Origin of the sequence: Ottowia sp. VDI28 (genome assembly GCF_049532675.1) — a bacterium.
Lineage (GTDB): Bacteria > Pseudomonadota > Gammaproteobacteria > Burkholderiales > Burkholderiaceae_C > Ottowia.
Genome location: NZ_CP149820.1, coordinates 6,480,321 through 6,503,042, shown reverse-complemented (window position 1 = coordinate 6,503,042; position 22,722 = coordinate 6,480,321). Strand labels below are relative to the sequence as shown.

At 63.6% G+C, this 22,722-nt stretch carries 22 protein-coding genes; 6 read left to right on the top strand and 16 right to left on the bottom strand.

Going from position 1 to position 22,722, the window contains the following annotated elements; genetic code table 11:
- Window positions 1-39 precede the first annotated feature (39 nt).
- From WJU18_RS30890 to WJU18_RS30845, 10 genes are all read right to left on the bottom strand, one after another.
- Window positions 40-858, bottom strand: a complete 819-nt coding sequence (locus WJU18_RS30890; protein WP_423458098.1) for a dienelactone hydrolase family protein — start codon at window positions 856-858, stop codon at window positions 40-42.
- 112 nt (window positions 859-970) lie between these two features.
- Window positions 971-1,939 (bottom strand): Bug family tripartite tricarboxylate transporter substrate binding protein, encoded by a 969-nt coding sequence (locus tag WJU18_RS30885; protein WP_423458097.1) that lies wholly within the window; start codon window positions 1,937-1,939, stop codon window positions 971-973.
- 261 nt (window positions 1,940-2,200) lie between these two features.
- On the bottom strand, window positions 2,201-2,638 hold the full coding sequence (locus WJU18_RS30880) for a lipocalin-like domain-containing protein (protein ID WP_423458096.1): 438 nt from the start codon (window positions 2,636-2,638) through the stop codon (window positions 2,201-2,203).
- The gene (locus tag WJU18_RS30875; protein ID WP_423458095.1) at window positions 2,635-3,474 is read right to left on the bottom strand and encodes an alpha/beta fold hydrolase; all 840 of its coding nucleotides are present in this window, start codon (window positions 3,472-3,474) and stop codon (window positions 2,635-2,637) included. Before WJU18_RS30875 ends, WJU18_RS30880 begins: the two co-directional genes overlap by 4 nt.
- Before the next feature lie 12 nt (window positions 3,475-3,486).
- Window positions 3,487-4,437 carry a VOC family protein gene (locus WJU18_RS30870; RefSeq protein WP_423458094.1) on the bottom strand — a complete coding sequence of 317 codons (951 nt, stop codon included), beginning with the start codon at window positions 4,435-4,437 and terminating at the stop codon, window positions 3,487-3,489.
- Window positions 4,438-4,480: 43 nt separating this feature from the next.
- The gene (locus WJU18_RS30865; RefSeq protein WP_423458093.1) at window positions 4,481-5,158 is read right to left on the bottom strand and encodes a GntR family transcriptional regulator; all 678 of its coding nucleotides are present in this window, start codon (window positions 5,156-5,158) and stop codon (window positions 4,481-4,483) included.
- Between the two features lie 80 nt (window positions 5,159-5,238).
- On the bottom strand, window positions 5,239-5,550 hold the full coding sequence (locus tag WJU18_RS30860; RefSeq protein ID WP_423458092.1) for a putative signal transducing protein: 312 nt from the start codon (window positions 5,548-5,550) through the stop codon (window positions 5,239-5,241).
- A 109-nt stretch (window positions 5,551-5,659) separates the two neighbouring features.
- Entirely contained in the window at window positions 5,660-5,812 is a 153-nt protein-coding gene (locus tag WJU18_RS30855) for a hypothetical protein (protein WP_423458091.1), read from the bottom strand.
- Between the two features lie 69 nt (window positions 5,813-5,881).
- The gene (locus tag WJU18_RS30850; RefSeq protein WP_423458090.1) at window positions 5,882-7,129 is read right to left on the bottom strand and encodes an MFS transporter; all 1,248 of its coding nucleotides are present in this window, start codon (window positions 7,127-7,129) and stop codon (window positions 5,882-5,884) included.
- Window positions 7,130-7,147: 18 nt separating this feature from the next.
- Window positions 7,148-7,618 carry an FKBP-type peptidyl-prolyl cis-trans isomerase gene (locus tag WJU18_RS30845; RefSeq protein ID WP_423458089.1) on the bottom strand — a complete coding sequence of 157 codons (471 nt, stop codon included), beginning with the start codon at window positions 7,616-7,618 and terminating at the stop codon, window positions 7,148-7,150.
- A 160-nt stretch (window positions 7,619-7,778) separates the two neighbouring features.
- Here WJU18_RS30845 and WJU18_RS30840 point away from each other — a divergent pair, with 160 nt between their 5' ends.
- Window positions 7,779-8,828, top strand: coding sequence for an IS110 family transposase (locus WJU18_RS30840; protein WP_423454084.1), 1,050 nt, complete (start codon window positions 7,779-7,781; stop codon window positions 8,826-8,828).
- Between the two features lie 418 nt (window positions 8,829-9,246).
- Here WJU18_RS30840 and WJU18_RS30835 read toward each other — a convergent pair whose 3' ends face one another.
- Entirely contained in the window at window positions 9,247-12,189 is a 2,943-nt protein-coding gene (locus WJU18_RS30835) for a DNA topoisomerase III (RefSeq protein WP_423458088.1), read from the bottom strand.
- 69 nt (window positions 12,190-12,258) lie between these two features.
- Between WJU18_RS30835 and WJU18_RS30830 the strand changes: the two genes are divergently transcribed.
- Together WJU18_RS30830 and WJU18_RS30825 are read left to right on the top strand one after the other, a co-directional pair.
- Window positions 12,259-12,801, top strand: coding sequence for an SET domain-containing protein (locus tag WJU18_RS30830; protein ID WP_423461135.1), 543 nt, complete (start codon window positions 12,259-12,261; stop codon window positions 12,799-12,801).
- A gap of 11 nt (window positions 12,802-12,812) precedes the next feature.
- Complete coding sequence (locus tag WJU18_RS30825; RefSeq protein WP_423458087.1) at window positions 12,813-13,589, top strand: biotin--[acetyl-CoA-carboxylase] ligase; 777 nt, start codon at window positions 12,813-12,815, stop codon at window positions 13,587-13,589.
- Here WJU18_RS30825 and WJU18_RS30820 read toward each other — a convergent pair.
- From WJU18_RS30820 to WJU18_RS30810, 3 genes are read right to left on the bottom strand one after another with little or no spacing between them, the layout of a single operon-like run.
- Window positions 13,555-14,859 (bottom strand): CaiB/BaiF CoA transferase family protein, encoded by a 1,305-nt coding sequence (locus tag WJU18_RS30820; RefSeq protein WP_423458086.1) that lies wholly within the window; start codon window positions 14,857-14,859, stop codon window positions 13,555-13,557. The two genes, WJU18_RS30825 and WJU18_RS30820, sit on opposite strands and share 35 nt — an antisense overlap.
- Window positions 14,860-14,867: 8 nt before the next feature.
- Complete coding sequence (locus tag WJU18_RS30815; RefSeq protein ID WP_423458085.1) at window positions 14,868-15,857, bottom strand: Bug family tripartite tricarboxylate transporter substrate binding protein; 990 nt, start codon at window positions 15,855-15,857, stop codon at window positions 14,868-14,870.
- 49 nt (window positions 15,858-15,906) lie between these two features.
- Window positions 15,907-17,031, bottom strand: coding sequence for an NAD(P)H-dependent flavin oxidoreductase (locus WJU18_RS30810; protein WP_423458084.1), 1,125 nt, complete (start codon window positions 17,029-17,031; stop codon window positions 15,907-15,909).
- A gap of 130 nt (window positions 17,032-17,161) precedes the next feature.
- Here WJU18_RS30810 and WJU18_RS30805 point away from each other — a divergent pair, with 130 nt between their 5' ends.
- From WJU18_RS30805 to WJU18_RS30795, 3 genes are all read left to right on the top strand, one after another.
- Window positions 17,162-17,974, top strand: a complete 813-nt coding sequence (locus WJU18_RS30805) for an IclR family transcriptional regulator (RefSeq protein WP_423458083.1) — start codon at window positions 17,162-17,164, stop codon at window positions 17,972-17,974.
- 144 nt (window positions 17,975-18,118) lie between these two features.
- Window positions 18,119-19,168 (top strand): IS110 family transposase, encoded by a 1,050-nt coding sequence (locus tag WJU18_RS30800; protein WP_423454084.1) that lies wholly within the window; start codon window positions 18,119-18,121, stop codon window positions 19,166-19,168.
- Window positions 19,169-19,669: 501 nt separating this feature from the next.
- Window positions 19,670-20,329: a glutathione S-transferase family protein gene (locus WJU18_RS30795; RefSeq protein WP_423458082.1), complete on the top strand. Its 660-nt coding sequence runs from the start codon at window positions 19,670-19,672 to the stop codon at window positions 20,327-20,329.
- Between the two features lie 101 nt (window positions 20,330-20,430).
- Here the strand turns inward: WJU18_RS30795 and WJU18_RS30790 are convergent, their stop codons facing one another.
- Entirely contained in the window at window positions 20,431-21,879 is a 1,449-nt protein-coding gene (locus WJU18_RS30790; RefSeq protein WP_423458081.1) for a sensor histidine kinase, read from the bottom strand.
- Between the two features lie 39 nt (window positions 21,880-21,918).
- Window positions 21,919-22,593, bottom strand: coding sequence for a response regulator (locus WJU18_RS30785; protein ID WP_423458080.1), 675 nt, complete (start codon window positions 22,591-22,593; stop codon window positions 21,919-21,921).
- Window positions 22,594-22,722 lie beyond the last annotated feature (129 nt).

Here is a 22,722-nt window from a genome sequence, read left to right as displayed (position 1 = left end):
CGAGACCGGGCTGTGAAAGGGGTTCTGGTTCCGGGGCTTTCAGACCTGCAGGCGCCTCTTGAAGAACGCCAGGATGTCGTCCCGGGCGCGAATGGTGGGCTCGCCCTCGGCGTCTATCAGGTGGGCCGTGACCACGCTGTGAGGCGATGCCACCACGTGCTTGAAAAACGGGGGCGGGTCAGGGTTTGCGGCTTCGTCGGGCAACTCCGACGCTACGAATCTCGGACCCAGCGCGCGCGCATAGGCTTCAAACCGTTCCGCACGGCACCAGCGATCCCCCTTGAAGCGAAAGGCGAGGACTTCAAGGTTTTCCTTCTCCAGACGGCCGCGGACAGTGGCGAGTTCGGCGGGAGACATATCGATGGCGGCGGGATTCTCCAGCGGCAGAGAGGGTTGGCAGACCACGGGGGCCATCGTGGGCGGCTCGAGCATCATGCTGAGCGCGAAATTGCCCGTGAAACACATGCCGATGGTGCCCACGCCGGGGCCGCCGCAACGCGCATGCGCGGTTTTTGCAAGCGCACGCAGCCATGCGGTGATGGGCGCTGATGCGCCGTTTTCCAGCGCGCGGAATTCCGCGCTGACGCACGCTCGCTTGAAGACTTCAATGCCTTGTTCCGCCGAAGGCACCGCGCCATCGTGCCCGAACAGCGAGGGCATGTAGACCGTGAACCCGGTGTCGCGAACCCATCGCGCGAAACGGGCCACATGCGGGCTGATGCCAGGCATCTCCGTCATGACGACGACCGCGGGGCCATGGCCGCTGACGTAGACATCCTTGGTCATGTCCTCAGCGGCGAAGGACTCTTTGATGAAGTCGGAAAGCGGGTCCGGCGTGGTGAGCTGCAGTGGGGGCATACGGTTTGATCCTTCCCAGGAATTAGAAGGATTTTTCCGTGTGTTGACCCGTGTCAGATCCGACGATTAGTGCGCGCATTCGGACATGCGCGGGACATGCGCGCACAGGGGCTCAGTCGAGCTGGATCTTCAGATCGCGGATCAGCTTGTGCCAGCGCGTGGTTTCGCTTTGCAGCAGGCTGGTGTATTCGGCCGTGGTGCTGCCGACCGGTTCAACGCCGAAGTCGACGAACTTCTTGCTCACGGTCGGGTTATGCATGGCCTTGGCCGTGGCTTGCTGCAGTTTGGCGATCACATCGGCTGGCGTGCCCGTGGGGGCCACCAGGCCGACCAGGGCGTAGGCCTCCATGTCTTTCAGGCCGAGTTCGGCAAAGGTGGGCACATCGGGCAACTGAGGCACACGCTTGGCGGTGAAGACGGCCAGCGGTGTGACTTTGCCGCCCTTGATGAAGCCGGCCGCCGCAGCGAAATCGCTGATCGCCAGCGGGACCTGGCCGCCAGCCACATCAGCCAGAGACGGTGCCGCGCCCCGATAGGGGATGTGCACCAGGTGCAGGCCGGCCGTCTGCTTCAGGAGTTCCAGCGCCAGGTGATGCGGGCTGCCCGAACCGGCCGAGGCCACGCTGTACTTGCCGGGGTTGGCCTTGGCTTTGGCGAGCACTTCTTTCGCGCTCTTGAATTCGCTGCCCGGCGTGGTGATGAGCATCATGGGCACGCGGCCGATCAATGAAACCGGGGTCAGATCGCTCACCTTGTAGGTGAGGCTTTTGTACAGCACGGGGTTGAAGACCATGTGGCCGTTGTCGGCGTTCATCACCGCATAGCCGTCAGGGCCGCCGCGCAAAATGTCCTGCACGGCGATGGCGCCGTTGCCGCCCGGCTTGTTGTCGACCAGAATGTTCTGGCCGAGCTCGATCGTCATCTGCGCGGCCGCGGTACGCGCCATGAAATCAGAGCCGCCGCCTGCCGGGTAAGGCACCACCCAGCGGATTGGCTTGGTGGGATAAGCGGATTGCGCGAGGGCGAATGGGCTGGCGGCCGTGCCGGCCAGCAGGGTCAGGGCGAGAAGCGCTTTTTTCATCAACAGGTCTCCTTGGATGGTTTTAGTGGTTTGGAATAAACCTCAGAGCGTGTTCAAAGTCTCAGCGCGAGGGCTGTTGTGTTCGAGAAATCGTGGATGCTAGGCGAAGAACGCAGGGATACCTCGTGGTATCGCGAGGCTTTTCAACGCCGCAGACGCGGTTTCTCGGGCGCAACGGACCCGCGAGGAGACTTTGAACACGCTCTCAGGTGCGTATGTCAACGCACTGAAGGCAAGATGGCGATCGGGGGTTTCCCTGGGTCAAGCTTCCCGCCGCCAGATCAGGTGCGCGGAACGCGCCTCTGGCGTGCCGTCTTCGAAGCGGGCGCTGAGGTAGAGCAGGCCCTCGCGCATCTGCGCGGTGCGGCGCTGGATGCCGCCTTCCCAGTTCGGGTAGAGGCTGTGTTCCACGTGATGGGCGATGATGGTGCCGTGATCGCTTTCGCCCTCGACGTCCCAGCCTCCCGCATAGCTGAAGTAGCTGCTGTACGCGGCCACCTTGTCCGGCTCGCTGGCGGTCCATTGGCTGGCTGATAGAGCAGGGCGCTCGGCTTTTTCGATCACGCAGAACATGCCGCGCGGGCCATACTCGATGAAACCCCTCAGCGCCTGGCCGAGCGGGTAGCTCACGCGTCCGTCGTCATAGTCCTGCCGCCAGTCCACGATGCGCCAACGGCCAAGAATATCTTCCTTCTTCACTTCTTTTCCTCGAGTAGAAATTCGGAGATCAACCGGGTGAAGGCCCCCGCCTTCTCAATTTGCACCCAGTGGCCGCACTCGCCGAACACATGCAGATCGGCATGCGGGATCAGCCGCAGCAGGCGTTCGGATACTTCGAGCGGAATCACGCGGTCGTCGCGGCCGTGGATGATGAGGGTTTGCTGCGTGATGCCGCGCAGTGCGGCTTCGGGCAAGGCCAGCATCTCGACACCCCGCTGGCGCGGCGGCGGGAACAGCGCGGCGAAGCGCTGTTGCACATCAGCGCGCGTGCTGGCTTCGTAGCGCATCTTCACCAGATCGTCGGTGATGATGCGGTGATCGAACGCGAAGACGCCGATCAGCTCCCGCATGGCTTCAAGCGAGGGTTGATAGCCCCATACCTTCTCAAGCCCTTCGCTGATCGGAAACGACACACCCACCGCGCCCATCAGCACCAGGCGCTTCACGCGTTCGGGATGCCGGTGCGCGAGCGCCAGCGCGATGGCGCCGCCGAAGGAGTTGCCCACCACCGACACCTTGGGTAGATCGAGGGCGTCGAGCAGGTCGGTCAGCTGCTTCACCCAGGCATCGACGTTCAGCGGCATGCCGGGCGGGCAACTGGTGTAGCCGAAGCCCAGCATGTCGGGCGCTACCACGCGCGCGCGCTGCGCGAGCACGGGAATCACCCCGCGCCAGTTGGCCCAGGCCGTGACGCCGGGGCCGGAGCCGTGGATAAGCAGGATCGGTTCGCCCTGGCCGGCATCGTGGACGTTGATGGTGCATTCGCCCAGCGTGAGGGCCCGTGCGATTTCAGGTGAAGCGGCGGAGGTGGTCATGACGTTTTTCAATTACTCGGTAGGCGCGATGGGCGCGCGCAGGCCTTCGGCGGAGAGCTTCTTCAGGATCTGCCGGGCCTCCTCTCGCTTGGCATCCGGCAGCCAGGTGCGGTCGTGGCCCCACAGGCTCATGCCGGGCAGCTCGCTGACTTGCCAATCCTCGCCGATGAGGCGCCCAGCCCAGCCGAGCTCCAGCATCCAGCCATCAGGCGTGCGCAGGTAGAACGAGGTCACGTGGTCGTTCAGATGCCGGCCCAGTGAAACGCCGATGGATTCGGGTTTTTCGAGGGCCATGTCATAGGCGCGGCCCACGTCGTCCCATTCCTTGTATTCGAGCATGAAGTGGTAGACCCCGGGCCCGGTGCCCGTGTCGGCCAGACCGATGGTGTGGTGGCGCGGGTTGGTGTGAAAGAACTCGGCCACGAAGGGCTTGCTGCCCCGGTCGCTCAGTTGGAAGCCCAACACCTCGTGGTAGAGGTGCTTCATGGCGGCGAAGTCACCCGCCATCAGGGCCGTGTGGCCGATGCCCATGTCGGTGCCGCCTGCCTGTGTGCGAAAGCCGCCGATCGGCCGGCCGGGCACGAAGGGGGTGGCGGCATCCTGCAAGCCATAGGCCAGCTCCACCCGGTAGCCGTCAGGGTCACGGAAATGCGCCATGGCCGCCACGCCGCGCAGCGCCCGTTCTTCGGGCATGGAGGGGGTCACGGCAAAGCCTGCGTCTTCCACTTTTCTGATGACGGCTTCCAGCACCTCGGGGCCCGCCACCGTATAGCCCATGCCGAGCGTGGGCTTGCCGGTGGTGCTCTGGAGCAGCAGCCGCTGCACCTTGCCATCCATGCGCAGGCGCACCGTGTGTCCGGGCTCCACCACGTCGGCTTGAAGGCCGGCGATGGCCGTGGCCATCTGAAGCCAGCCGGGTATATCGGGCGTGCCGATCAATACGTAACTCAGGGCGTCGATCATGAAGTTTCCTCAGAACGTGTTCTAAGAGCGTCAATACACGCTCTTAGCTGGCAAGGCGTTCGCGCATCATCCGTAGCACGGTGGCGCCGGTGCGTTCGATGTGCGCGCGCAGCACCTCCTCGGCCAACTGGGCGTTGCGCCCCAGCGCGGCATCGAACAGGGCCTGGTGTTCCTGAGTCACGTCGCGGTCGGGTTCGCTGGTCTTCATCAGCACGCGGCGGTAGCGGTCGCTCATGCTGTGCAGCAACTCGCAAAAGCGCATCAGAATGGGCGAGCCGCAAGCATGGATGAGGGTGTGGTGGAAGACATGATGGCGTTCCTCCCAAGCAGGGAGCTCGTCGGCCTGCCAGCGCTTGGCCTCGAAATTCTTCAGGCGCTGGAAGGCGGTCATCAGCGCAATCTCCCAATCCTCACCGCCCAGGCGGATCGATTCGCGCAGCGCTTTTTGTTCCAGGTCGATGCGCTGCGTCTTGATGTCCAGGAATTCCTCGATGCTCACGGGCGCCACTCGGTAGCCGCGCTGGCCTGACGGAATCAGCAGCCCCTCGGCGACCAGGCGCGAAAGGCCTTCGCGGATTGGACTGAGCGAGACGCCGTACTCCTGCCGCAAACCTTCCAGCTGTACGCGCTCACCCGGCAGGCGGCGGCCGGTCAGTATCTCCAGGCGCAGCGCCTGGGCGACGTCCGTGGTGCGGTTGGTGATGACAGAAGCTTCCTGCATGGCATTTGCATCAGTGAGGAAGCGGAGGTTACGCGATAAATATCCGATGTGTCAACGAATATCATACGTAATTCAGGGCGCTAGGTGATGGTTGGCATAGGTGCGCCGCAATTCCAGCATTGCTCGAAGCCGCCTTCGATGTGCTCGCCGCAGGCAAGGCAATGCCATTGGCGCTGGGGAACCCGTGCCAGTTCGGACAGGAGGGCTTGGGCCGCGGCTTCATGCTCATCGTGCAGCAGCCAGATTTCCGGCAGGCATTGGTCCGGCGGTAACTCGCCGGCTGCGCTGGAGAGAAATTTCCGCTGCACCGTGGCAGGGTAGCCGCCTTCGCAGAGCAGATCGGCCCAGATCTGGGCGATGGCGGCATTGGGGGCACGAGTAAGGCGGCGCATATGGAAAATATTGTGCGCCGTTCCTGGGACCGCCGAGCTCCAGCTCGGCATACCGCGTGTCCAGGAGGCGTTTTTTGCCGAGCTGGAGCTCGGCGGTCCCAGGGCGGGCTTATCTGGTGATGCCCGCGTCCACGGTGCCATACACCGTCACGCCACTGCCGGAAGACGCCGATCCGCTGCTGCCCGTGGTCACACAGCCACCCATGGCGAATGCGCCGAGCAGCACGGCGCCGATCAGAAGGCTTAGTCGTTTCAGTTTCATAGCGGCACTCCTTGCTTTCCAGTATGCCCTTTTGATGAGTATCGAGGTAAGCAAATGCTCAGAGCGTGCTCAGGACGCATTCACCTGCTGCGGCAGCTTCCAGAAAGCCAGCGTCCCTGCCAGCAGCATGCCGCTCATCGTCAACAGCACAACGGTGAACGGCTCGACCCCTGCTGCCTGCGCCAGCGAGGCGGCGATACCGGTGACCCACTGCATCAGCGAAATGCCCAGGAACATGGCCATGGTGAAGAGCGAAAGCGCTCTGCCGCGGATGTTGGCCGGGTAGGCGTTGTGCACATACCCGTACTGCAGAACGCCGTAGCCCGACAGCAGGCCATAGCCGATCGCGAACCCTACATCCACCCAGGGCAGGGGCAGCAGGCCCATGGTGGCCAGCAGGATGGCCGACACCACGGAGAGCACCAGCATCCAGCGCACCCGCTTGATGCCGCCTGGGTCGATACGGCCGAAAACGGCGGGGCTCAGCATGCTGGCGAGCGTCATGACCAGGGCGACGTTGCCGGTCTGCACCAGCGAAAAATCATGGCGCTCGATCAGCAGCGGCCCCAGCCAGAGCCCGCGCAAGGTAATGAAGCCGGCATAGGCGACCGCCGCGAAGGCGATCAGCCCGGGGGTGTGAGGCAGCTTGAAAAGCGCCAGCATCTCCCGCAGGGCCGTCAGAGGGTTTGGCCGCTCCTGAGCCCGGAGCGTGTTCTGCGAGACAGGCTCGCGCACCAGCCACCAGATGAAGCCCCAGGCCGTGACCGCCAGGATGCCTAGCGCGGCAAAACTCCAGCGCCATGAGCTGATCTCGATCAGCCAGGCCATCGGTGTGGACGTCGCCAGCACGCCAACGCTGCTGACGCTCATGATCAAGCCCGAGATCGAGGTAAAGCGATCGGCCTGGAAATGGCGCGAGATGAACACCGTGCACACGAGAAAGGCCGGTGCGCAGCCCGTACCGATCAGGATTTGGCCAAGCAGCAGGGGGCCATAGCTCTGGGCGTTGGCTGAAATCGCCGCCCCCGCGATGGCCATGGGGAACGCCGTCATGATGGTGCGCCGCACCCCGAACAGATCGATCGAGACGCCCATCACCAGTTGCATGGCGCCAAACGTGAAATGAAAGGCGGCTGCCCACATGCCGAGCTGCTGCGGAGAGAGGCTCAGCTCACGCGCCAGCGGCGGCCCCATGATCGAGGCGACCGTGCGAAACGCCTGGCTGAGCGTGAACGCGCCCGCCAGCGCCAGCAGCATGGCCCAGGCCACGCGCGAATTCAGGGCTGGGCTTGGCGCGGCGGCGTTGTGGTCAGGCATCTGGCTTCTTGTGCGTTCTTAGTGATGGTGCCCGTGGTCGCCATGCACGTGACGGTGCGTGATCTCCTCGGCGGTGGCCGCACGCACTTCCTTCACGGTGGCGGCAAAGCGGATCGCCTGGCCGGCGAGCGGGTGGTTGGCATCCAGATGCACTTCGGGCCCCTTGATCTTGACCACGTGGAACAGGCGCGGCTGTCCATCCGGGCCCGGACCTTGCAATTGGCCGCCCACTTTCACGCCGGGAGGAAATTCCGATTTGGCGATGATGCGCACCAGCGCTTCATCGCGGTCGCCGAAAGCATCGGCGGGTTGCAGATCCACCGTGATGCTCGCCCCGGCGCCTTTGCCTTCCAGCGCTTCTTCGGCCTTGGGAAACAGGTTTTCATAGCCCCCATGCAGATAGGAGGTGGTGCCGGCATCGAGGGGCTTGCCCTTCAGGTCGGTGATGCGGTAGTTCAGGGTGACAGCGGTGTCGCGTGCGATGTTCATGGTTTTTCTCGAAGATACGTTAAATCAAGAGGACTGTATGCACGAAGGTTTCGTCATTCCCGCGCAGGCGAATACGAGGGGACTTCCCACTTACCAGGAACGGCGTCGAAGCGCCAAGATTGAGGTGCGAACGTCAATCTAAAGAGTAAGGAGAAGTCCCATGAGTGAGATTACACGAGTTGGAGTGGATCTGGCCAAGAACTTGATTCAAGTGCATGCGGTGGATGCTCAGGCAGGTGTGTTGGTGCGCCGAGCGCTAGCGCGGCGAGGTTTCCTGCCCTGGTGCGCGAAGTTGCCTGCCGGTTGTTTGGTGGTGATGGAGGCGTGTACTGGAGCGCATCACTGGGCACGCCGGCTCAGCCAGCTTGGTTTGCAGGTGCGCCTGATCGCGCCTCATCTAGTGGCGCCATACCGTTTGCAGGGCAAGAAAGGCAAGAATGACGCCAATGATGCTGCGGCGGTGTGCGAGGCTGCCAGCCGCCCGCAAATGCACTTTGTGCCGATCAAGACGACCGAGCAGCAAGCGATCCTGGGTGTACACACCCTGCGTCAAGGCTGGGAGAAAGACAGAACTGCGTGCATCAACCGTATTCGTGCACTGCTGGCCGAGTTTGGTCTGGTGTGTCCTGAAGGGGTGGGCAAGCTCAAGGAGCAGCTGACCCAGCTCAACGAGGATGCCAGCAACGAGATGCCCGCGCTGGTGAGATTAAGCATTGAGCGACTGCAAATGCAGTGGCGCCAGCTTGATCAGGACATTGGCTGGTGCGAGCAGCGCATTGCACAACACATCAAGCAAGACAGTCGAGCTCAGCAGGCTCAGCAGCTACTGGGTATTGGGCCTATAGGCGCTTCGGCGCTCGTGGCCAGCGTGGCCGACTTCAGTCAGTTCAAAACGGCTGCGCAGTTTGCTGCCTGGCTGGGGTTGACACCCTCGCAGCACTCCAGCGGTGGCAAGAGCCGCCTTGGCGGCATTACCAAGCAGGGAGATACGTATTTGCGGATGCTGCTGGTGCAGGGCGCCAAATCGGCCATTCACTGCAGCAAGCCACGCCAGGAGCGAGTGTGGCTGTGGGCGCAGCAGTTGCGTGAGCGCATGGGCTGGCAAAAGGCGGCTGTCGCGCTGGCAGCCAAGAACGCCCGCATTCTATGGGCGATGTTCACGCGAGGCCAGCCATTTGTGGCCAATCATGTGAGCGTCAAACCGACGTAGAAGTAGATCGACACATGTTTCGTTTATCAAAAAAATGATGTTTCAACAGGACGGCACTTCGCAGATCAATTGAACAGGTTAGACCGGCAGCGGATAAGCTCGATGGATTCCAGGTGGCCTGTTCAGGCCACGAAAGGCGAATGGGAGCCTCCGCTGAGCGGCTCGTATCTGGGTCCGACACCAAGCTCTTCGTAGCTCGTCAACAAGACCGTCAGTAGGTAGGCCGTCTTTCTTCGTTCAGTTCAGTGTCCTTGCAGTCAGCTCCGTAATAAACAACTAAACCATCAGAACCATCAGAAATAACAACCATATTCGCTTGACAACGTGGGATGCCCCAGTAGGAATCCAGGGGGCGTTCAAAGGCTGCACTGGATTCCCGCCTGCGCGGGAATGACGGAAGCGTGTGTCCCGATCAGGCTCAACTCAAATGTTCACCCGCAATTCCTGCCAGCTTGAACATACCCACGCTGTCCCCACCGAACACCGGGCGCAGCTTGGCGTCGGCAAGGATGGTGCGCTTGTCCTTGGGATCCTGCAGATTGTGGGCCTTGATGTAATCCCACAGCAGCTTGACGACTTCACCGCGGCCGAACGGGCCTTCGCCAATCACGGCCGCGAGCGCGGGGCTGGGCTTGAGGGTGCCTGGCCGAGGTGCCTTGGCGGCTTTCTCAGCCTTTGGGGCCGCCGCTTTCTTGGCGGCTGCCTTCTTGGCGGGAGCCGCGGCCTTGGCGGTTTTCGCGGCGCCTGCGCGAGGCGCGGTTTTCTTCGCCGCGGCCGGGCGTGCCGGGAACCTTGACGCCTTGCCTTCTCGCGGCTCGAACTCGAAGATGACCTTGCCTTCCTCCGCGCTCCAGGTCAGGCGGGCCTTGAAGTTGCGGCGGGTGCGCATGCTGACGAATTTGTCGAGCAGATCCGTGCGGCCTTCGGCGAGCAGTTTCCTCATCTGTTCCGGCTCCACGGGCTGCTGCAGGATGATCTGGCCGCTCTTGAAGTCGCAGGTGGGGGTAGGGTGGCTCTCCGTGGGCACGGCGCGCTCGCAGACGTAGTTCTTGCCGAACAGCTTCACCGCCGAACCGCACTTGGGGCAGGCGCCCAGGCTCGGCTCACCCGACAGATCGACGATTTCGCCGCTCTGCTCGGCGCGCGCGTCGTCGCCAAAATCGAATTCCAGCTTGAAGTTCTTCGTCTCTTCGTCCGGCACCAGCGCGAGCTCGGCCACGAAAGGCCAGCCAGCCTTGCTGCGGAAACCCTCCAGCGGGCCGATCTTGCGATCGCGCAGGAAGGCTTCGGCCTCTTCGATCGCGAAGGTGCGGCCGGCCGGCGTCTTGGTGAACGAGAAGCCGCAAGCGCCGTCGCCGTTGCCCGAAGGGCCGGTACAGGCGAAGCGCCGGTAGTTTTCCTTTACCACGCCGCCGCAGTGCGGGCATGGAGTCTGCAGGGTGACATAGTCGCCGGGCACCGTGTCGCGGTCGTATTCCTTGGCCTTCTTGACGATGCGCTCGGTCATCTCGGCGATCTCGCGCATGAAGGCATCGCGCGAGAGGCGTCCATGCTCCATCTGCGAGAGCTTGTACTCCCACTCGCCGGTCAGCTCAGGCTTGCTGAGTTCTTCCACCTGCAGGCCGCGCAGCAAAGTCATCAGCTGGAAGGCCTTGGCGGTGGGAATCAGCTCGCGCCCTTCGCGCAGCATGTATTTCTCCGTCAGCAGGCCTTCGATGATGGCGGCGCGGGTGGCAGGCGTGCCGAGGCCCTTCTCCTGCATGGCTTCACGCAGTTCGTCGTCCTCAACCCACTTGCCCGCGCCTTCCATGGCGCCCAGCAGCGTGGCTTCGCTGTAACGTGCCGGGGGGCGGGTGCGCAGCGCCTTGGGGTCGACCTGATCGGCCAGCACCTTCTCGCCCGGCTCCACCGGCGCGAGCGTCTTGCCATCGTCCTTGCCATCGCCTGTTTCGCTGGCCGCTTCCTTGCCGTAGATCGCCAGCCAGCCCGGTTTCACGAGCACCTTGCCGTCGGAGCGGAAGTTGTAGGGCTTGTCCTGATGAAGAGCTGTCGTGATGCGGGTGGTGACCTGGTATTCGGCGCTCGGATAAAACACCGCCATGAAGCGGCGCACCACCAGGTCATACAGCTTCTGCTCGGCTTCGGAGAGCCCGCCAGGGGCTTCCAGCGTGGGGATGATGGCGAAGTGGTCCGATACCTTGGCGTTGTCGAAAATGCGCCGGCTGGGCTTCACATAGCCTTGCTCGAGCCCGAACCGGGCGTGGGGCGCTAGGTGGCGCTGGTTGCTGGAGGCCAGCATCTCGAAGGTCTTGCGCGCCACGGGCAGATAGTCTTCGGGCAGGTAGCGCGAATCGGTACGCGGGTAGGTCAGGGCCTTGTGCCGCTCGTAGAGGGATTGCGCCAGCGCCAGCGTGGTCTTGGCTGAAAAACCGAACTTGCCGTTGGCTTCGCGCTGCAGGCTGGTCAAATCAAACAGCAGGGGAGAAGCCTGCGTGGTTGGCTTGCTTTCTTCCTTCACGGTGCACGATTTGCCCCGCGCGGCCTCGGCGATGGCCAGGGCCTCGCTTTCCGTCCAGACGCGGTCGGCGCGGGCCTCGGGATCGTCGCCTTTTTTCCAGGCCGGATCGAACCACTTGCCGGGGTACTCGCCCGCGATGGCCTGGAAGTTGGCATGGATCTCCCAGTAGTCGCGCGCCACGTGCTTGCGGATCTGCTCTTCGCGCTCGACCACCACAGCCAGGGTGGGGGTCTGTACACGGCCCACGGTGGTCAGAAAGAAGCCCCCGTCGCGCGAGTTGAAGGCCGTCATGGCCCGTGTGCCGTTGATGCCCACCAGCCAGTCGGCCTCGCTGCGGCTGCGCGCGGCATCGGCCAGGCCCTGCATTTGCGTATCTGAACGGAGGTTGTCGAAACCGTCGCGGATGGCCTGCGGCGTCATGCTTTGCAGCCACAGGCGCTTGACGGGCTTCCTGGCGTGCTTGCCTTCCAGCGCATATTGCTCGATCAGCCGGAAGATCAGCTCACCCTCGCGTCCCGCGTCGCAGGCGTTGATGAGCGTGCTCACGTCCTTGCGCCGGGCCTGCTTCACGACGGCGTTCAGCCGTGTCTTGGTTTTGTCCACCGGCTTCAGATCGAAGTGCGGCGGGATGACCGGCAGATGGGCGAAGCTCCATTTGCCTCGTTTCACGTCGTATTGCTCGGGCGCCTGGATTTCCACCAGGTGGCCGACGGCGCTGGTGACGACGTAGTGTTCGTTCTCGAAATGCTCTTCGTGCTTGTCGAACTTGCCCGCCACGGGCGTGAGCGCGCGCACGATGTCCTGAGCGACTGAAGGCTTTTCTGCAATGACCAATGTTTTCATGTGGATAGAATCCGCTTTTCTCGCGCGGGCGCCCGCACACATGTGCACGCGCATGCGCATAAATTCAACATATCAAATTTCGCCGTGGCTTCAAAAAAAAGGCCTTCCCCATCCGAAGACAGCGGCCGCCGCATCCAGACCAAACGGTCCGGCGTGCATGGCAAGGGTGTGTTTGCCGTGCAGGATATCCCGGCCGGTGAGCGCATCATCGAATACGTGGGCGAGATCATCGGTTGGGAAGAAGCGCAGCGCCGCCACCCGCACGATCCCGCGCAGCCCAACCACACGTTTTACTTCCATGTCGATGACGACCGTGTGATCGACGCCCTGTACGGCGGCAATTCCTCGCGCTGGATCAACCACAGCTGCGAGCCCAATTGCGAGGCCGATGAGGAAGACGGCCGCATTTTCATCAAGGCGTTGCGCAAGATCAAGGTTGGCGAAGAGCTGAACTACGACTACGGCCTGGTGATCGACGAGCCGATGACGCCCGAGTTGCTGGCCGAGTATCCCTGCTGGTGCGGCAATACGAAGTGCCGGGGTACCTTGCTGGCGCCGCTCGAGAAGGAAAAGAAGAGCAAGAAGGCCAAGAAGAAAAAGCGGCGCGCATGAGCTCGTCCGGCATGTCCTGGCCGCTTGAGGCCATCCAGCAGGCGGTCACCCCCCTGCTGCCCGGTTTCGTTGCCGAGGCGGTGCCCGAGATCGATTCCACCAACAGCGAGCTGATCCGCCGCGCCCGCGCGGGCCGGGATGCGCCCACCCTGCTGGTGGCCGAAGCCCAGACCGCCGGCCGGGGCCGCCTGGGGCGCAACTGGCAAGGCAGCGCGGGCAAGCCAGGCGGTGCGCTGGCGTTTTCGCTTGGCCTGCCGCTCGCACCTGCCGACTGGTCCGGCCTGTCGCTGGCCGTGGGGCTGGCCGTGGCCGATGCCCTGCACCCCGACATCCGGCTCAAATGGCCGAACGATCTCTGGTGGCAGGGCCGCAAGCTGGCGGGCATCCTGGTCGAGACGGCCGGCGTGGCGCACACGCCGGGCCGCTTCGTGGTCATCGGCATCGGGATCAACATCATGGAGCCGCAGGGGAGTGATTTCTCCACGCCGCCAGCCTGGCTGACCGCCCTGGACTCCGCCCTGGACGCGCCTACCGCGCTGGCCCGCGTCGCCGCCCCCCTGGTGAAAGCGGTGCGCTCGTTCGAGCGCCATGGCTTCGCGCCGCTGGCCGAGCGCTTCAATGCGCGCGATGCATTCGCCGGGCTGGCCGTGCGCCTGACAGACGGCACCGAAGGCCAGGCCCTTGGCGTCGCTCCCAATGGCGCCTTGCGTGTGCAGACGAGCCAGGGGCTGCGCGAGATCATCAGCTCCGAAGTCAGTGTGCGGCCTGTGGCGCCTCCTTCCTCGTAAGGCCGCGGGAAAGGGCGGGGCGTGACAAGAACCTACACCACCCCCGTTCGCGCAGCGCCGCGATCGCGGCCGCGTCCAGTCCCAACTCGCCGTAAACCTCCTCGTTGTGCTCTCCCACGGCGGGCCCGCTGCGCGGTGTAGGGGCCTGATGATTGGAAAAACGAGGCACCACGCAAGGCGCGGGAATCTCGCCCAGCTCTGGGTCGGGCAGCTGGATGATCGCTTCGCGCGCCCGGACCTGCGGGTCTGCCACGGTGTCGGCAATGCTGTAGATCTTGCTGTGCGGCACCTGGAATTGCGTCAGCCGCGCCTGGAGTTCAGCCAGCGTGTGGCCTCGGCACCAGGCAGCCACCAGGCCATCGATCTCGTCCGCGTGCTTCAGGCGCGTGACATTCGTGGCAAAGCGCGGGTCATCCAGCAGATCCGCCCGCCCCATGGCGTCGAAGATGCGCCGGAAAGCCGTGCCGCCCGTGCCGACGATGGTCAGCCATTGGCTGTCTTGCGTGGCGAAGATGTTGGACAGCGCCGAATAGGTGGCTCGCGCGCCGGTGCGTTCGCGCACCGTACCCATCAACTGGTGTTCCACTGCCAAGGGGTCCAGCGTGCGGAACAGCGCCTCGGTTGCCGCCAGATCGATCTCGCAGCCCCGTGGGGATCCTTCCGGCTGGCGCGCCTGCCCCGCGATGGCCGCAGCGATCGAGAACGCGCCGAAGACCCCTGCGATGACGTCGCCCAGCGGATGGTTCATGTGCTGAGGTGAACGCCCCGACTCTCCTGAGAGGTGCGCGAAACCGCTCATGGCCTCGAAGATGCGGGCGAAGCCGGGCCGGCTGGCGTAGGGCCCTGTCTGGCCGAAGCCGGTCACGCGCAGCACGATCAGATCCGGGTTGTGTGCATGCAGCGTGGCCAGATCCAGGCCCCAGCGGTCCAGGGTACCGGTGCGGAAGTTTTCCACCAGCACGTCATAGCGCGGCAGCATCTTCAGGAACAGCGCACGCCCCTCGGGTTTGCGCACGTCCAGCGAGATGCCGCGCTTGCCGCGGTTGGCTACCTTCCAATACAGCGAGTGCTCCCCCATCACGGGCAGCATGTGGCGCAGCGTGTCGCTGCCGTCGGGCAGCTCGAGCTTGGTCACTTCGGCGCCCAGGTCGCCGCACAGCGTGGCGGCGAATGGGGCGGCCAGTACGGTGGCCATATCCAGGATACGCACCCCTTGCAGGGGGCCAGCCGAAGAAGGCCCAGAGTGGGTTGCGGAAGTGAAGTCAGGCATGCGCTCGCTCATTCCACCGTGATGTTGTTGTCCTTGACGATCTTCGTCCAGGTGGTGATCTGCTGGCGCAGGTAGGTGCCGAACTGCTCCGGCGTATTGGCCACGATCTCATAGCCCATGTCCACCAGCTGCTTGTGCGTGGCCGGCTGTGAGATCGCCTTCATCATGGCACCGTGCAGCTTGCTCACGATGGCCGGCGGCGTGTTCGCGGGCAGCATCAATCCAAAGGTGGCGCCGAACTCCAGGCCTGGATAGCCGGCCTCGGCCATGGTGGGCACATCGGGCAGCAAAGGCGAGCGCTGTTTCGTCAGGATCGCCACCGCGCGCACCTTGCCGGATTTCACCTGTGCGCCGGAGGGAATCATGGCGTCGATGGCCACGTCCACCTGCCCGCCCATTAGATCCGCCAGCGCCGGCGCGCTGCCCTTGTAGGGGATGTGCAGCATGTTCAAGCCCAGTTTGGCCTTCAGCAACTCGCCTCCCAGGTGGCCGATGCTGCCCGTGCCGGCACTGGCGTAGTTCAAACCCTTGGCACTGGCTTTGCTCACGGCCACAAGCTCCTTGACGTCCTTGGCCTGCACCTTCGAGCTGACCAGCAGAAGACCGGGGTTGTTCACCAGCAGCGAGAGCGGTGTCAGGTCCTTCAGCGGGTCGTAGGGTGTCTTGATGCCCAAGGCCGTGTTGAGATAAATCGGCGCACCCACGGCCAGTAGGGTGTAGCCATCGGGCGCCGCCCGCGCGCCGATTTCCGTGGCATTGATGGTGCCGCCCCCTGGCTTGTTTTCCACCACCACGGGCTGGCCCAGTATGTCGGCCATGCCCGGGGCCACCGCGCGCATCACCAGATCAGTGCCGCCGCCCGGCGCATAGGGAACGATCAGGCGGATCGCCTTGGTCGGGAAATTGCCGGCATTGCTCTGAGCTAATGCGGGGCCTGCAAGGCTGGCGGCGAGGGCGATCGGAAAGAGCAGGGATCGCAAGCGCATCGGGAATGTCATTGAATGTCTCCTTGATGTGATGTGTAGGGGCTGTGTGAAGCCAGGAATCTCAGGCCGTTGCCTTGACGCCCGCCGGCGCACCGTTCTCGTCGGCGATCCGTCCCAGACTGGCGCGCGCTTCGTCGACGATGCTGTTCATCACGTCGGCCACACTGCGCACTTCGTTGAAGTAGGCGATGCTCTGGCCGGCGGGGTGGTGCATGAGCGGCTTGACCTCGTGCTCATCGATGGCGCCCAGCAGATCGCCCACCAGAATGTCCTGCAGCGGCATCTTCAGCGGCGCCGGCGCGCCTGGGGCAGACCATTCGTCCGACCAGGCGGTACGGATCTGGCGCAGCGTCTTGCCGCTGTCGGCGCGCGAGATCACGGTGTCATCGCTGCGGGCGGCGAGCAGCTTGTCACGGATCACGGGGTGCATATGGTGCTCTTCGGTGGTCAGCCAGGCCGTGCCCATCCAGACTCCCTGCGCGCCCATGGCCAGCGCGGCCAGCAGATGGCGCCCCGTGGCCACGCCGCCGGCGGCCAACACCGGCACGTCACCTGCGATGTCCACGATCTGAGGCACCAGGGAGAAGGTGCCGATGGTGCCCGTATGCGCGCCCGCGTCATAGCCCTGCGCCACCAGGATGTCGATCGGCTTGGTGAGGGCGCCCTGCGCGTGCTTGGGAGAGCCCACCAGCGCCAGCACCAGCTTGCCGGCGGCCTTGGCGCGCTCGATCACCTCCAGCGGTGAGCCGATGCCGCAGGCCAGCAGGTTCACGTCCGAGCGCATGACCGCTTCCAGCTGCGCCTGCGCCGACTCCTCGGAGCGCACGAACCGCGAGCGCATGCCTGCCTTGCTGGCGGGCTGTACGCCATATTTCTCCTGGATGCTGCGCACGAACGCCCGATGCGCCTCTGGCAGTTGAGCCTCAATGGCCGAACGGTCGTTGTTCTCGGGCATGCCGGTAGGAAGCACCAGGTTCACGCCAAAGGGCCGGCTACCGACCTGCGACCGGATCCAGGCCAATTCCTGCTCGATTTCCTCGGGGGTATGCCGTGTGGCGCCCAGCACGCCGAAACCGCCTGCGTTGCAAATCGCGGCGACCGCCGCCGCATCGTGCGCGAAGCCAAAGACGGGGTGGGCAATGCCGAGGCGGCGGCTCAGGCGGGTTTGAAGAGGGTCGAAATGCATCAAGGAGTCTCCTGTATTGACCGGTTTGAAGGGTGGGTCTTGAATCTGATTGACTGATATTTCGTCAGATTGACGTATAATTTTTCCATCTTCGCTGAAGTAAGTCAATTCACCCCGAGAATCAGGGTCTATGCCATCCCATCTCACTGACTCGACCCCTGCGGACGCCGCAGCCAAAGCCGAAAAAGATCCCCAGTTCGCCTATACGCTGGCCAAGGGGCTGGAGGTGCTTCGGGCTTTCGATGCCAGCTCGCCGACCTTGAGCAACCGCGACATCGCCATGCGCACCGGTATCGGGCGGCAGACCGTGGTGCGCCTGACGCGCACGCTCGCCCAACTGGGTTATCTGCGCTACAACGAAGCGGCGGCGCGCTACAGGCTGGCGGCGCCCGTGCTGTCCTTTGGGTATCCGTTGCTATGCCAATTGGGAGTGCGTCAACTGGCCCGGCCCCATATGCAGGAGCTGGCGGATTTCGCCCGCGGTGCCGTTTCCCTGGCTATCAGGGGCGGCGATCAACTGGTGCTGATCGAAACCTGCATCGACCGAAATGCCCCGTCGGGCCGCCCGGATGTCGGCGCGGGCCGGCATTTCCATGACACCTCGCTGGGCCATGCGTACTACTGCTCGGCAAGCGATGCCGAGCGTGCCGAGATCGAGGCGCTGCAGCGCGCCCGCGATCCCCAGGGCTGGCCGGTTTTGCAGCAGCGGCTGGCGGCTTCCCGCGCGCAGTTCGACGCGCACGGCTACTGCATCGTTCCTTCTCCCGGGGCGGGCTTGGTCGCGATCACGGTGCCTGTCGGCGTGATCGAGGATGAGCGCATCATGCTGAACTGCGTCGTGGCCCAATTCCACCTGCAGCCGGATACCATGGAAAAACAGATCGCCCCGCGCCTGTTCAATCTCGTCCGCATCCTGCGGGAACCCACCGGCCGGCGAACTTAGCTCCGCCTGAGGAGGTCGTCACAAACGCTCCTCTCCGTCATTCCCGCGCAGGCGAATACGAGGGGACTTCCCACTTACCAGGAACGGCGTCGAAGCGCCAAGATTGAGGTGCGAACGTCAATCTAAAGAGTAAGGAGAAGTCCCATGAGTGAGATTACACGAGTTGGAGTGGATCTGGCCAAGAACTTGATTCAAGTGCATGCGGTGGATGCTCAGGCAGGTGTGTTGGTGCGCCGAGCGCTAGCGCGGCGAGGTTTCCTGCCCTGGTGCGCGAAGTTGCCTGCCGGTTGTTTGGTGGTGATGGAGGCGTGTACTGGAGCGCATCACTGGGCACGCCGGCTCAGCCAGCTTGGTTTGCAGGTGCGCCTGATCGCGCCTCATCTAGTGGCGCCATACCGTTTGCAGGGCAAGAAAGGCAAGAATGACGCCAATGATGCTGCGGCGGTGTGCGAGGCTGCCAGCCGCCCGCAAATGCACTTTGTGCCGATCAAGACGACCGAGCAGCAAGCGATCCTGGGTGTACACACCCTGCGTCAAGGCTGGGAGAAAGACAGAACTGCGTGCATCAACCGTATTCGTGCACTGCTGGCCGAGTTTGGTCTGGTGTGTCCTGAAGGGGTGGGCAAGCTCAAGGAGCAGCTGACCCAGCTCAACGAGGATGCCAGCAACGAGATGCCCGCGCTGGTGAGATTAAGCATTGAGCGACTGCAAATGCAGTGGCGCCAGCTTGATCAGGACATTGGCTGGTGCGAGCAGCGCATTGCACAACACATCAAGCAAGACAGTCGAGCTCAGCAGGCTCAGCAGCTACTGGGTATTGGGCCTATAGGCGCTTCGGCGCTCGTGGCCAGCGTGGCCGACTTCAGTCAGTTCAAAACGGCTGCGCAGTTTGCTGCCTGGCTGGGGTTGACACCCTCGCAGCACTCCAGCGGTGGCAAGAGCCGCCTTGGCGGCATTACCAAGCAGGGAGATACGTATTTGCGGATGCTGCTGGTGCAGGGCGCCAAATCGGCCATTCACTGCAGCAAGCCACGCCAGGAGCGAGTGTGGCTGTGGGCGCAGCAGTTGCGTGAGCGCATGGGCTGGCAAAAGGCGGCTGTCGCGCTGGCAGCCAAGAACGCCCGCATTCTATGGGCGATGTTCACGCGAGGCCAGCCATTTGTGGCCAATCATGTGAGCGTCAAACCGACGTAGAAGTAGATCGACACATGTTTCGTTTATCAAAAAAATGATGTTTCAACAGGACGGCACTTCGCAGATCAATTGAACAGGTTAGACCGGCAGCGGATAAGCTCGATGGATTCCAGGTGGCCTGTTCAGGCCACGAAAGGCGAATGGGAGCCTCCGCTGAGCGGCTCGTATCTGGGTCCGACACCAAGCTCTTCGTAGCTCGTCAACAAGACCGTCAGTAGGTAGGCCGTCTTTCTTCGTTCAGTTCAGTGTCCTTGCAGTCAGCTCCGTAATAAACAACTAAACCATCAGAACCATCAGAAATAACAACCATATTCGCTTGACAACGTGGGATGCCCCAGTAGGGAATCCAGTGCCACCTCTTCACCGCCGTCTGGATTCCAGCCTGCGCGGGAATGACGAGAGTGATGTTCGGGGCTTTTGCGACATCCTCTGAAGCCCGCCCAAGCACGCGACGTCTTATCATTGCCGGCAAATCCGCAACTTGCCTGAAAAGAGACTGCCATGACCATGAAACTTTATTACGCCTCCGGTGCCTGCTCATTCGTGCCGCACAGCATGCTGGAGATCGCGGGCGCCACGTTCGAGCCCGTCACGGTCAAGCTGCATCGCAACGAACAGAACAGCCCCGAGTACAAGGCCATCAACCCGCGCGGCCAAGTGCCGGTGCTGGCCGATGGCGATCAGGTGATCACGCAGATCGTGGCCATCATCACCTACATCGACGCCAAGTTCCCCGAAGCCGGCTTCATCCCGAAAGAACCCCTGGCGCGCGGCCGTTTCTATGAAACGCTGGCCTGGATGAACAACACGGTGCACCCCACGTTCACCCACATCTTCATGCCGTTCAAGTTCAGCGACGACGCGGCTGCCCAGGAAGCCATGAAGAGCTTCAACACCGGCGTGTATCGCCAGCTGATGAGCGAGTTGCAGGGCATGGTCCAAAAGGCCAAGGCCGAAGGACGCGACTGGCTGGGCGGCGTACACTGCGGCCCGCTCGACACCTATGCACTGACGCTGCTGCGCTGGGGCACCATCGCCGGTATCAATCCCGAGGACTATCCCGAACTGTGGGCCTTCGTGCAGCGCGTGGCGCAAGTGCCGGCCGTGGCGCGGGCCATGGAGCGCGAGAAGCTGCAACTGAGCCTGTACAAGCCCGCCTGAGTCTCCCCTGGGACCGCCGAGCTCCAGCTCGGCATATAGCGTATCCAGGTGACACTGATGCCGAGCTGGAGCTCGGCGGTCCCAGAAGGCGCAAATCTTTTTCACGCCACCCCGAACCGCACCGTAAAACACGCCCCCGGCCGTGTGTGTCCCGGCCGCGCGTCATCCACGCTGACCTCCGCGCCGTGCTGGCGTGCGATCTCCCGCACGATCGGCAGCCCTAGCCCGGTACCGTCCACGTTGGTGCCCAGTGCGCGGTAGAACGGTTCAAACACGCGCGCGCGTTCCTCGGCAGGGATGCCGGGGCCGTTGTCTTCCACCTGGATCACGGGGGCGCGGCTGAGCGGGTCGCTGAACACGCGCGCGGTGATCACGCCGGGCTGGCCGGCGCTCGAGGGGGCATACTTGATGGCGTTGTCCACCATGTTGCGGATCATCTCCTTGAGCAGCGTCGGATTGCCCGGCACCGTGAGTTCCGGCCTACCGGTTTCCAGGCCGTCATAGCCTAGATCGATCTGGCGCTCCATGGCATGCGGCACGGCATCCTGCACGATCTCGATGGTCAGCCGCGCCAGATCGCAGGGCTGCTGGCCGAGCGTGGCGCCGCCGCCTTCGGCGCGCGCCAGCGCCAGCAGCTGATTCACCGTGTGCGTGGCGCGCACGCTGGCACGCTCGATCTGCTGCAAGGATTGCTTCAGGTCTTCCGCGCTCGCATCTTCGCGCTGCGCCAGATCGGCCTGCATGCGCAAGCCCGCCAGAGGCGTCTTGAGTTGATGCGCGGCGTCGGCCAGGAAGCGCTTTTGCGTCTCCACCGAGTCTTTCAACCGCGTCAGCAGATCGTTCACCGAGGCCACTAGCGGGGCAACTTCCTGTGGCACGGCGTGGTCCTCCAGCGGGCTCAGATCATCCGGCTTGCGGGCGCGGATGCGTTCTTCCAACTCCGCCAGCGGCTTGATGCCGCGCACCAGCGCCAGCCACACCAGCAGCACCGCCAGCGGCAGGATCGCGAACTGCGGCAGCATCACGCCCTTGATGATCTCGGTGGCCAGCACGCTGCGCTTTTCCCGTGTTTCGGCCACCTGCACGAGCGCTGGCTGCGGGGATCCGTTGATGCGCACCCACAGATACGCCACGCGCACGGGCAAACCGCGAAACTCGGTATCCATCAGATGAGCTTCATCGGGGGAATCGAGGTCCGGCTCATCCGGCTGCGGCGCGGGCGGCTTCGGCAGATCCCGCTCGCCGGAGAGAAACTCCCCGCGCCCGCCCAGCACCTGGTAGTACACGTTGTCTGAATCGTCGGCGCGCAGCAGTTCGCTGGCTGGCTGCGGCAGGTTGAAGCGTACGCGCTGGCCCGGTCCTACCTGGATGAACTGCGCCAGCGCCTGCGCGTTATAGACCAGGGCGCGGTCGAACGGCTTGTTGGCCAGGTTCTGCGCCACCAGCCAGGTCAACGCCAGGCTCACAGGCCACAACAGCAGCAGCGGCGTGAGCATCCAGTCCAGGATCTCGCCGAAGAGCGAGCGCTGGGCGCGTTGAAAAATTTTCATGAGACAGAGCGCCTCAGCAAATGACCGTCATCCCCCCGCTTACCCAGAAATCTTCTCCAGGCAATACCCCAGCCCTCGCACCGTGGCGATGCGGATTGGCCCTTTCTCGATCTTCTTGCGCAAGCGATGGATATACACCTCGATGGCGTTGTTGCTCACTTCCTCGCCCCATTCGCACAGGCGTTCAACCAGTTGGTCCTTGCTGACCAGCCGGCCCGAACGCTGCAGCAGCACTTCCAGCAAACCCAGCTCGCGCGCTGACAGATCCACCAGCTTGCCGTCGATACTGGCCACGCGGCCGGTCTGGTCGTATTCGAGCGGACCATGCTTGATGGTGGACGTGGCCGCGCCCATGCCACGGCGGGTGAGCGCCCGCACGCGCGCTTCCAGCTCGCTCAAGGCGAACGGTTTGGCCATGTAGTCGTCGGCGCCGTAATCCAGGCCTTTCACACGCTCTTCCACGCTGTCGGCCGCGGTCAGAATCAGCACCGGCAAGGTCTGCCCGCGCGCGCGCAGCTTCTTGAGCACTTCGAGCCCATGCATCTTGGGCAGACCCAGATCGAGGATCAGCAGATCAAACTCGGTGTTGGTCATGAGCGCGGCATCGGCTTCGGTGCCATTGACCACATGATCGACCGCCGCGCCCGCGCCGCGCAGGCTGCGCAGCAGGCCATCGGCCAGCACCTGATCATCTTCGGCGATGAGAATACGCATGGTTGTTGTCTCCTCTTGGGGCCGGCCGTCTTGGCGTGTTCACATCCTGCCTATCGCGTGCTTGCTTACCCCCTCTCCCGCTTGCGGGAGAGGGCAGGGGTGAGGGGCGGCGGCGCTCATGGGTGACGC

Coding starts and splice junctions, on each gene's coding strand:
- WJU18_RS30810 (WP_423458084.1), bottom strand. CDS start 17,031: ATGCATTTCGACCCTCTTCAAACCCGCCTGAGCCGCCGCCTCGGCATT.
- WJU18_RS30870 (WP_423458094.1), bottom strand. CDS start 4,437: ATGATCGACGCCCTGAGTTACGTATTGATCGGCACGCCCGATATACCC.
- WJU18_RS30855 (WP_423458091.1), bottom strand. CDS start 5,812: ATGAAACTGAAACGACTAAGCCTTCTGATCGGCGCCGTGCTGCTCGGC.
- WJU18_RS30825 (WP_423458087.1), top strand. CDS start 12,813: ATGTCCTGGCCGCTTGAGGCCATCCAGCAGGCGGTCACCCCCCTGCTG.
- WJU18_RS30845 (WP_423458089.1), bottom strand. CDS start 7,618: ATGAACATCGCACGCGACACCGCTGTCACCCTGAACTACCGCATCACC.
- WJU18_RS30885 (WP_423458097.1), bottom strand. CDS start 1,939: ATGAAAAAAGCGCTTCTCGCCCTGACCCTGCTGGCCGGCACGGCCGCC.
- WJU18_RS30890 (WP_423458098.1), bottom strand. CDS start 858: ATGCCCCCACTGCAGCTCACCACGCCGGACCCGCTTTCCGACTTCATC.
- WJU18_RS30795 (WP_423458082.1), top strand. CDS start 19,670: ATGACCATGAAACTTTATTACGCCTCCGGTGCCTGCTCATTCGTGCCG.
- WJU18_RS30800 (WP_423454084.1), top strand. CDS start 18,119: ATGAGTGAGATTACACGAGTTGGAGTGGATCTGGCCAAGAACTTGATT.
- WJU18_RS30805 (WP_423458083.1), top strand. CDS start 17,162: ATGCCATCCCATCTCACTGACTCGACCCCTGCGGACGCCGCAGCCAAA.
- WJU18_RS30815 (WP_423458085.1), bottom strand. CDS start 15,857: ATGACATTCCCGATGCGCTTGCGATCCCTGCTCTTTCCGATCGCCCTC.
- WJU18_RS30790 (WP_423458081.1), bottom strand. CDS start 21,879: ATGAAAATTTTTCAACGCGCCCAGCGCTCGCTCTTCGGCGAGATCCTG.
- WJU18_RS30840 (WP_423454084.1), top strand. CDS start 7,779: ATGAGTGAGATTACACGAGTTGGAGTGGATCTGGCCAAGAACTTGATT.
- WJU18_RS30875 (WP_423458095.1), bottom strand. CDS start 3,474: ATGACCACCTCCGCCGCTTCACCTGAAATCGCACGGGCCCTCACGCTG.
- WJU18_RS30860 (WP_423458092.1), bottom strand. CDS start 5,550: ATGCGCCGCCTTACTCGTGCCCCCAATGCCGCCATCGCCCAGATCTGG.
- WJU18_RS30865 (WP_423458093.1), bottom strand. CDS start 5,158: ATGCAGGAAGCTTCTGTCATCACCAACCGCACCACGGACGTCGCCCAG.
- WJU18_RS30835 (WP_423458088.1), bottom strand. CDS start 12,189: ATGAAAACATTGGTCATTGCAGAAAAGCCTTCAGTCGCTCAGGACATC.
- WJU18_RS30850 (WP_423458090.1), bottom strand. CDS start 7,129: ATGCCTGACCACAACGCCGCCGCGCCAAGCCCAGCCCTGAATTCGCGC.
- WJU18_RS30785 (WP_423458080.1), bottom strand. CDS start 22,593: ATGCGTATTCTCATCGCCGAAGATGATCAGGTGCTGGCCGATGGCCTG.
- WJU18_RS30820 (WP_423458086.1), bottom strand. CDS start 14,859: ATGCCTGACTTCACTTCCGCAACCCACTCTGGGCCTTCTTCGGCTGGC.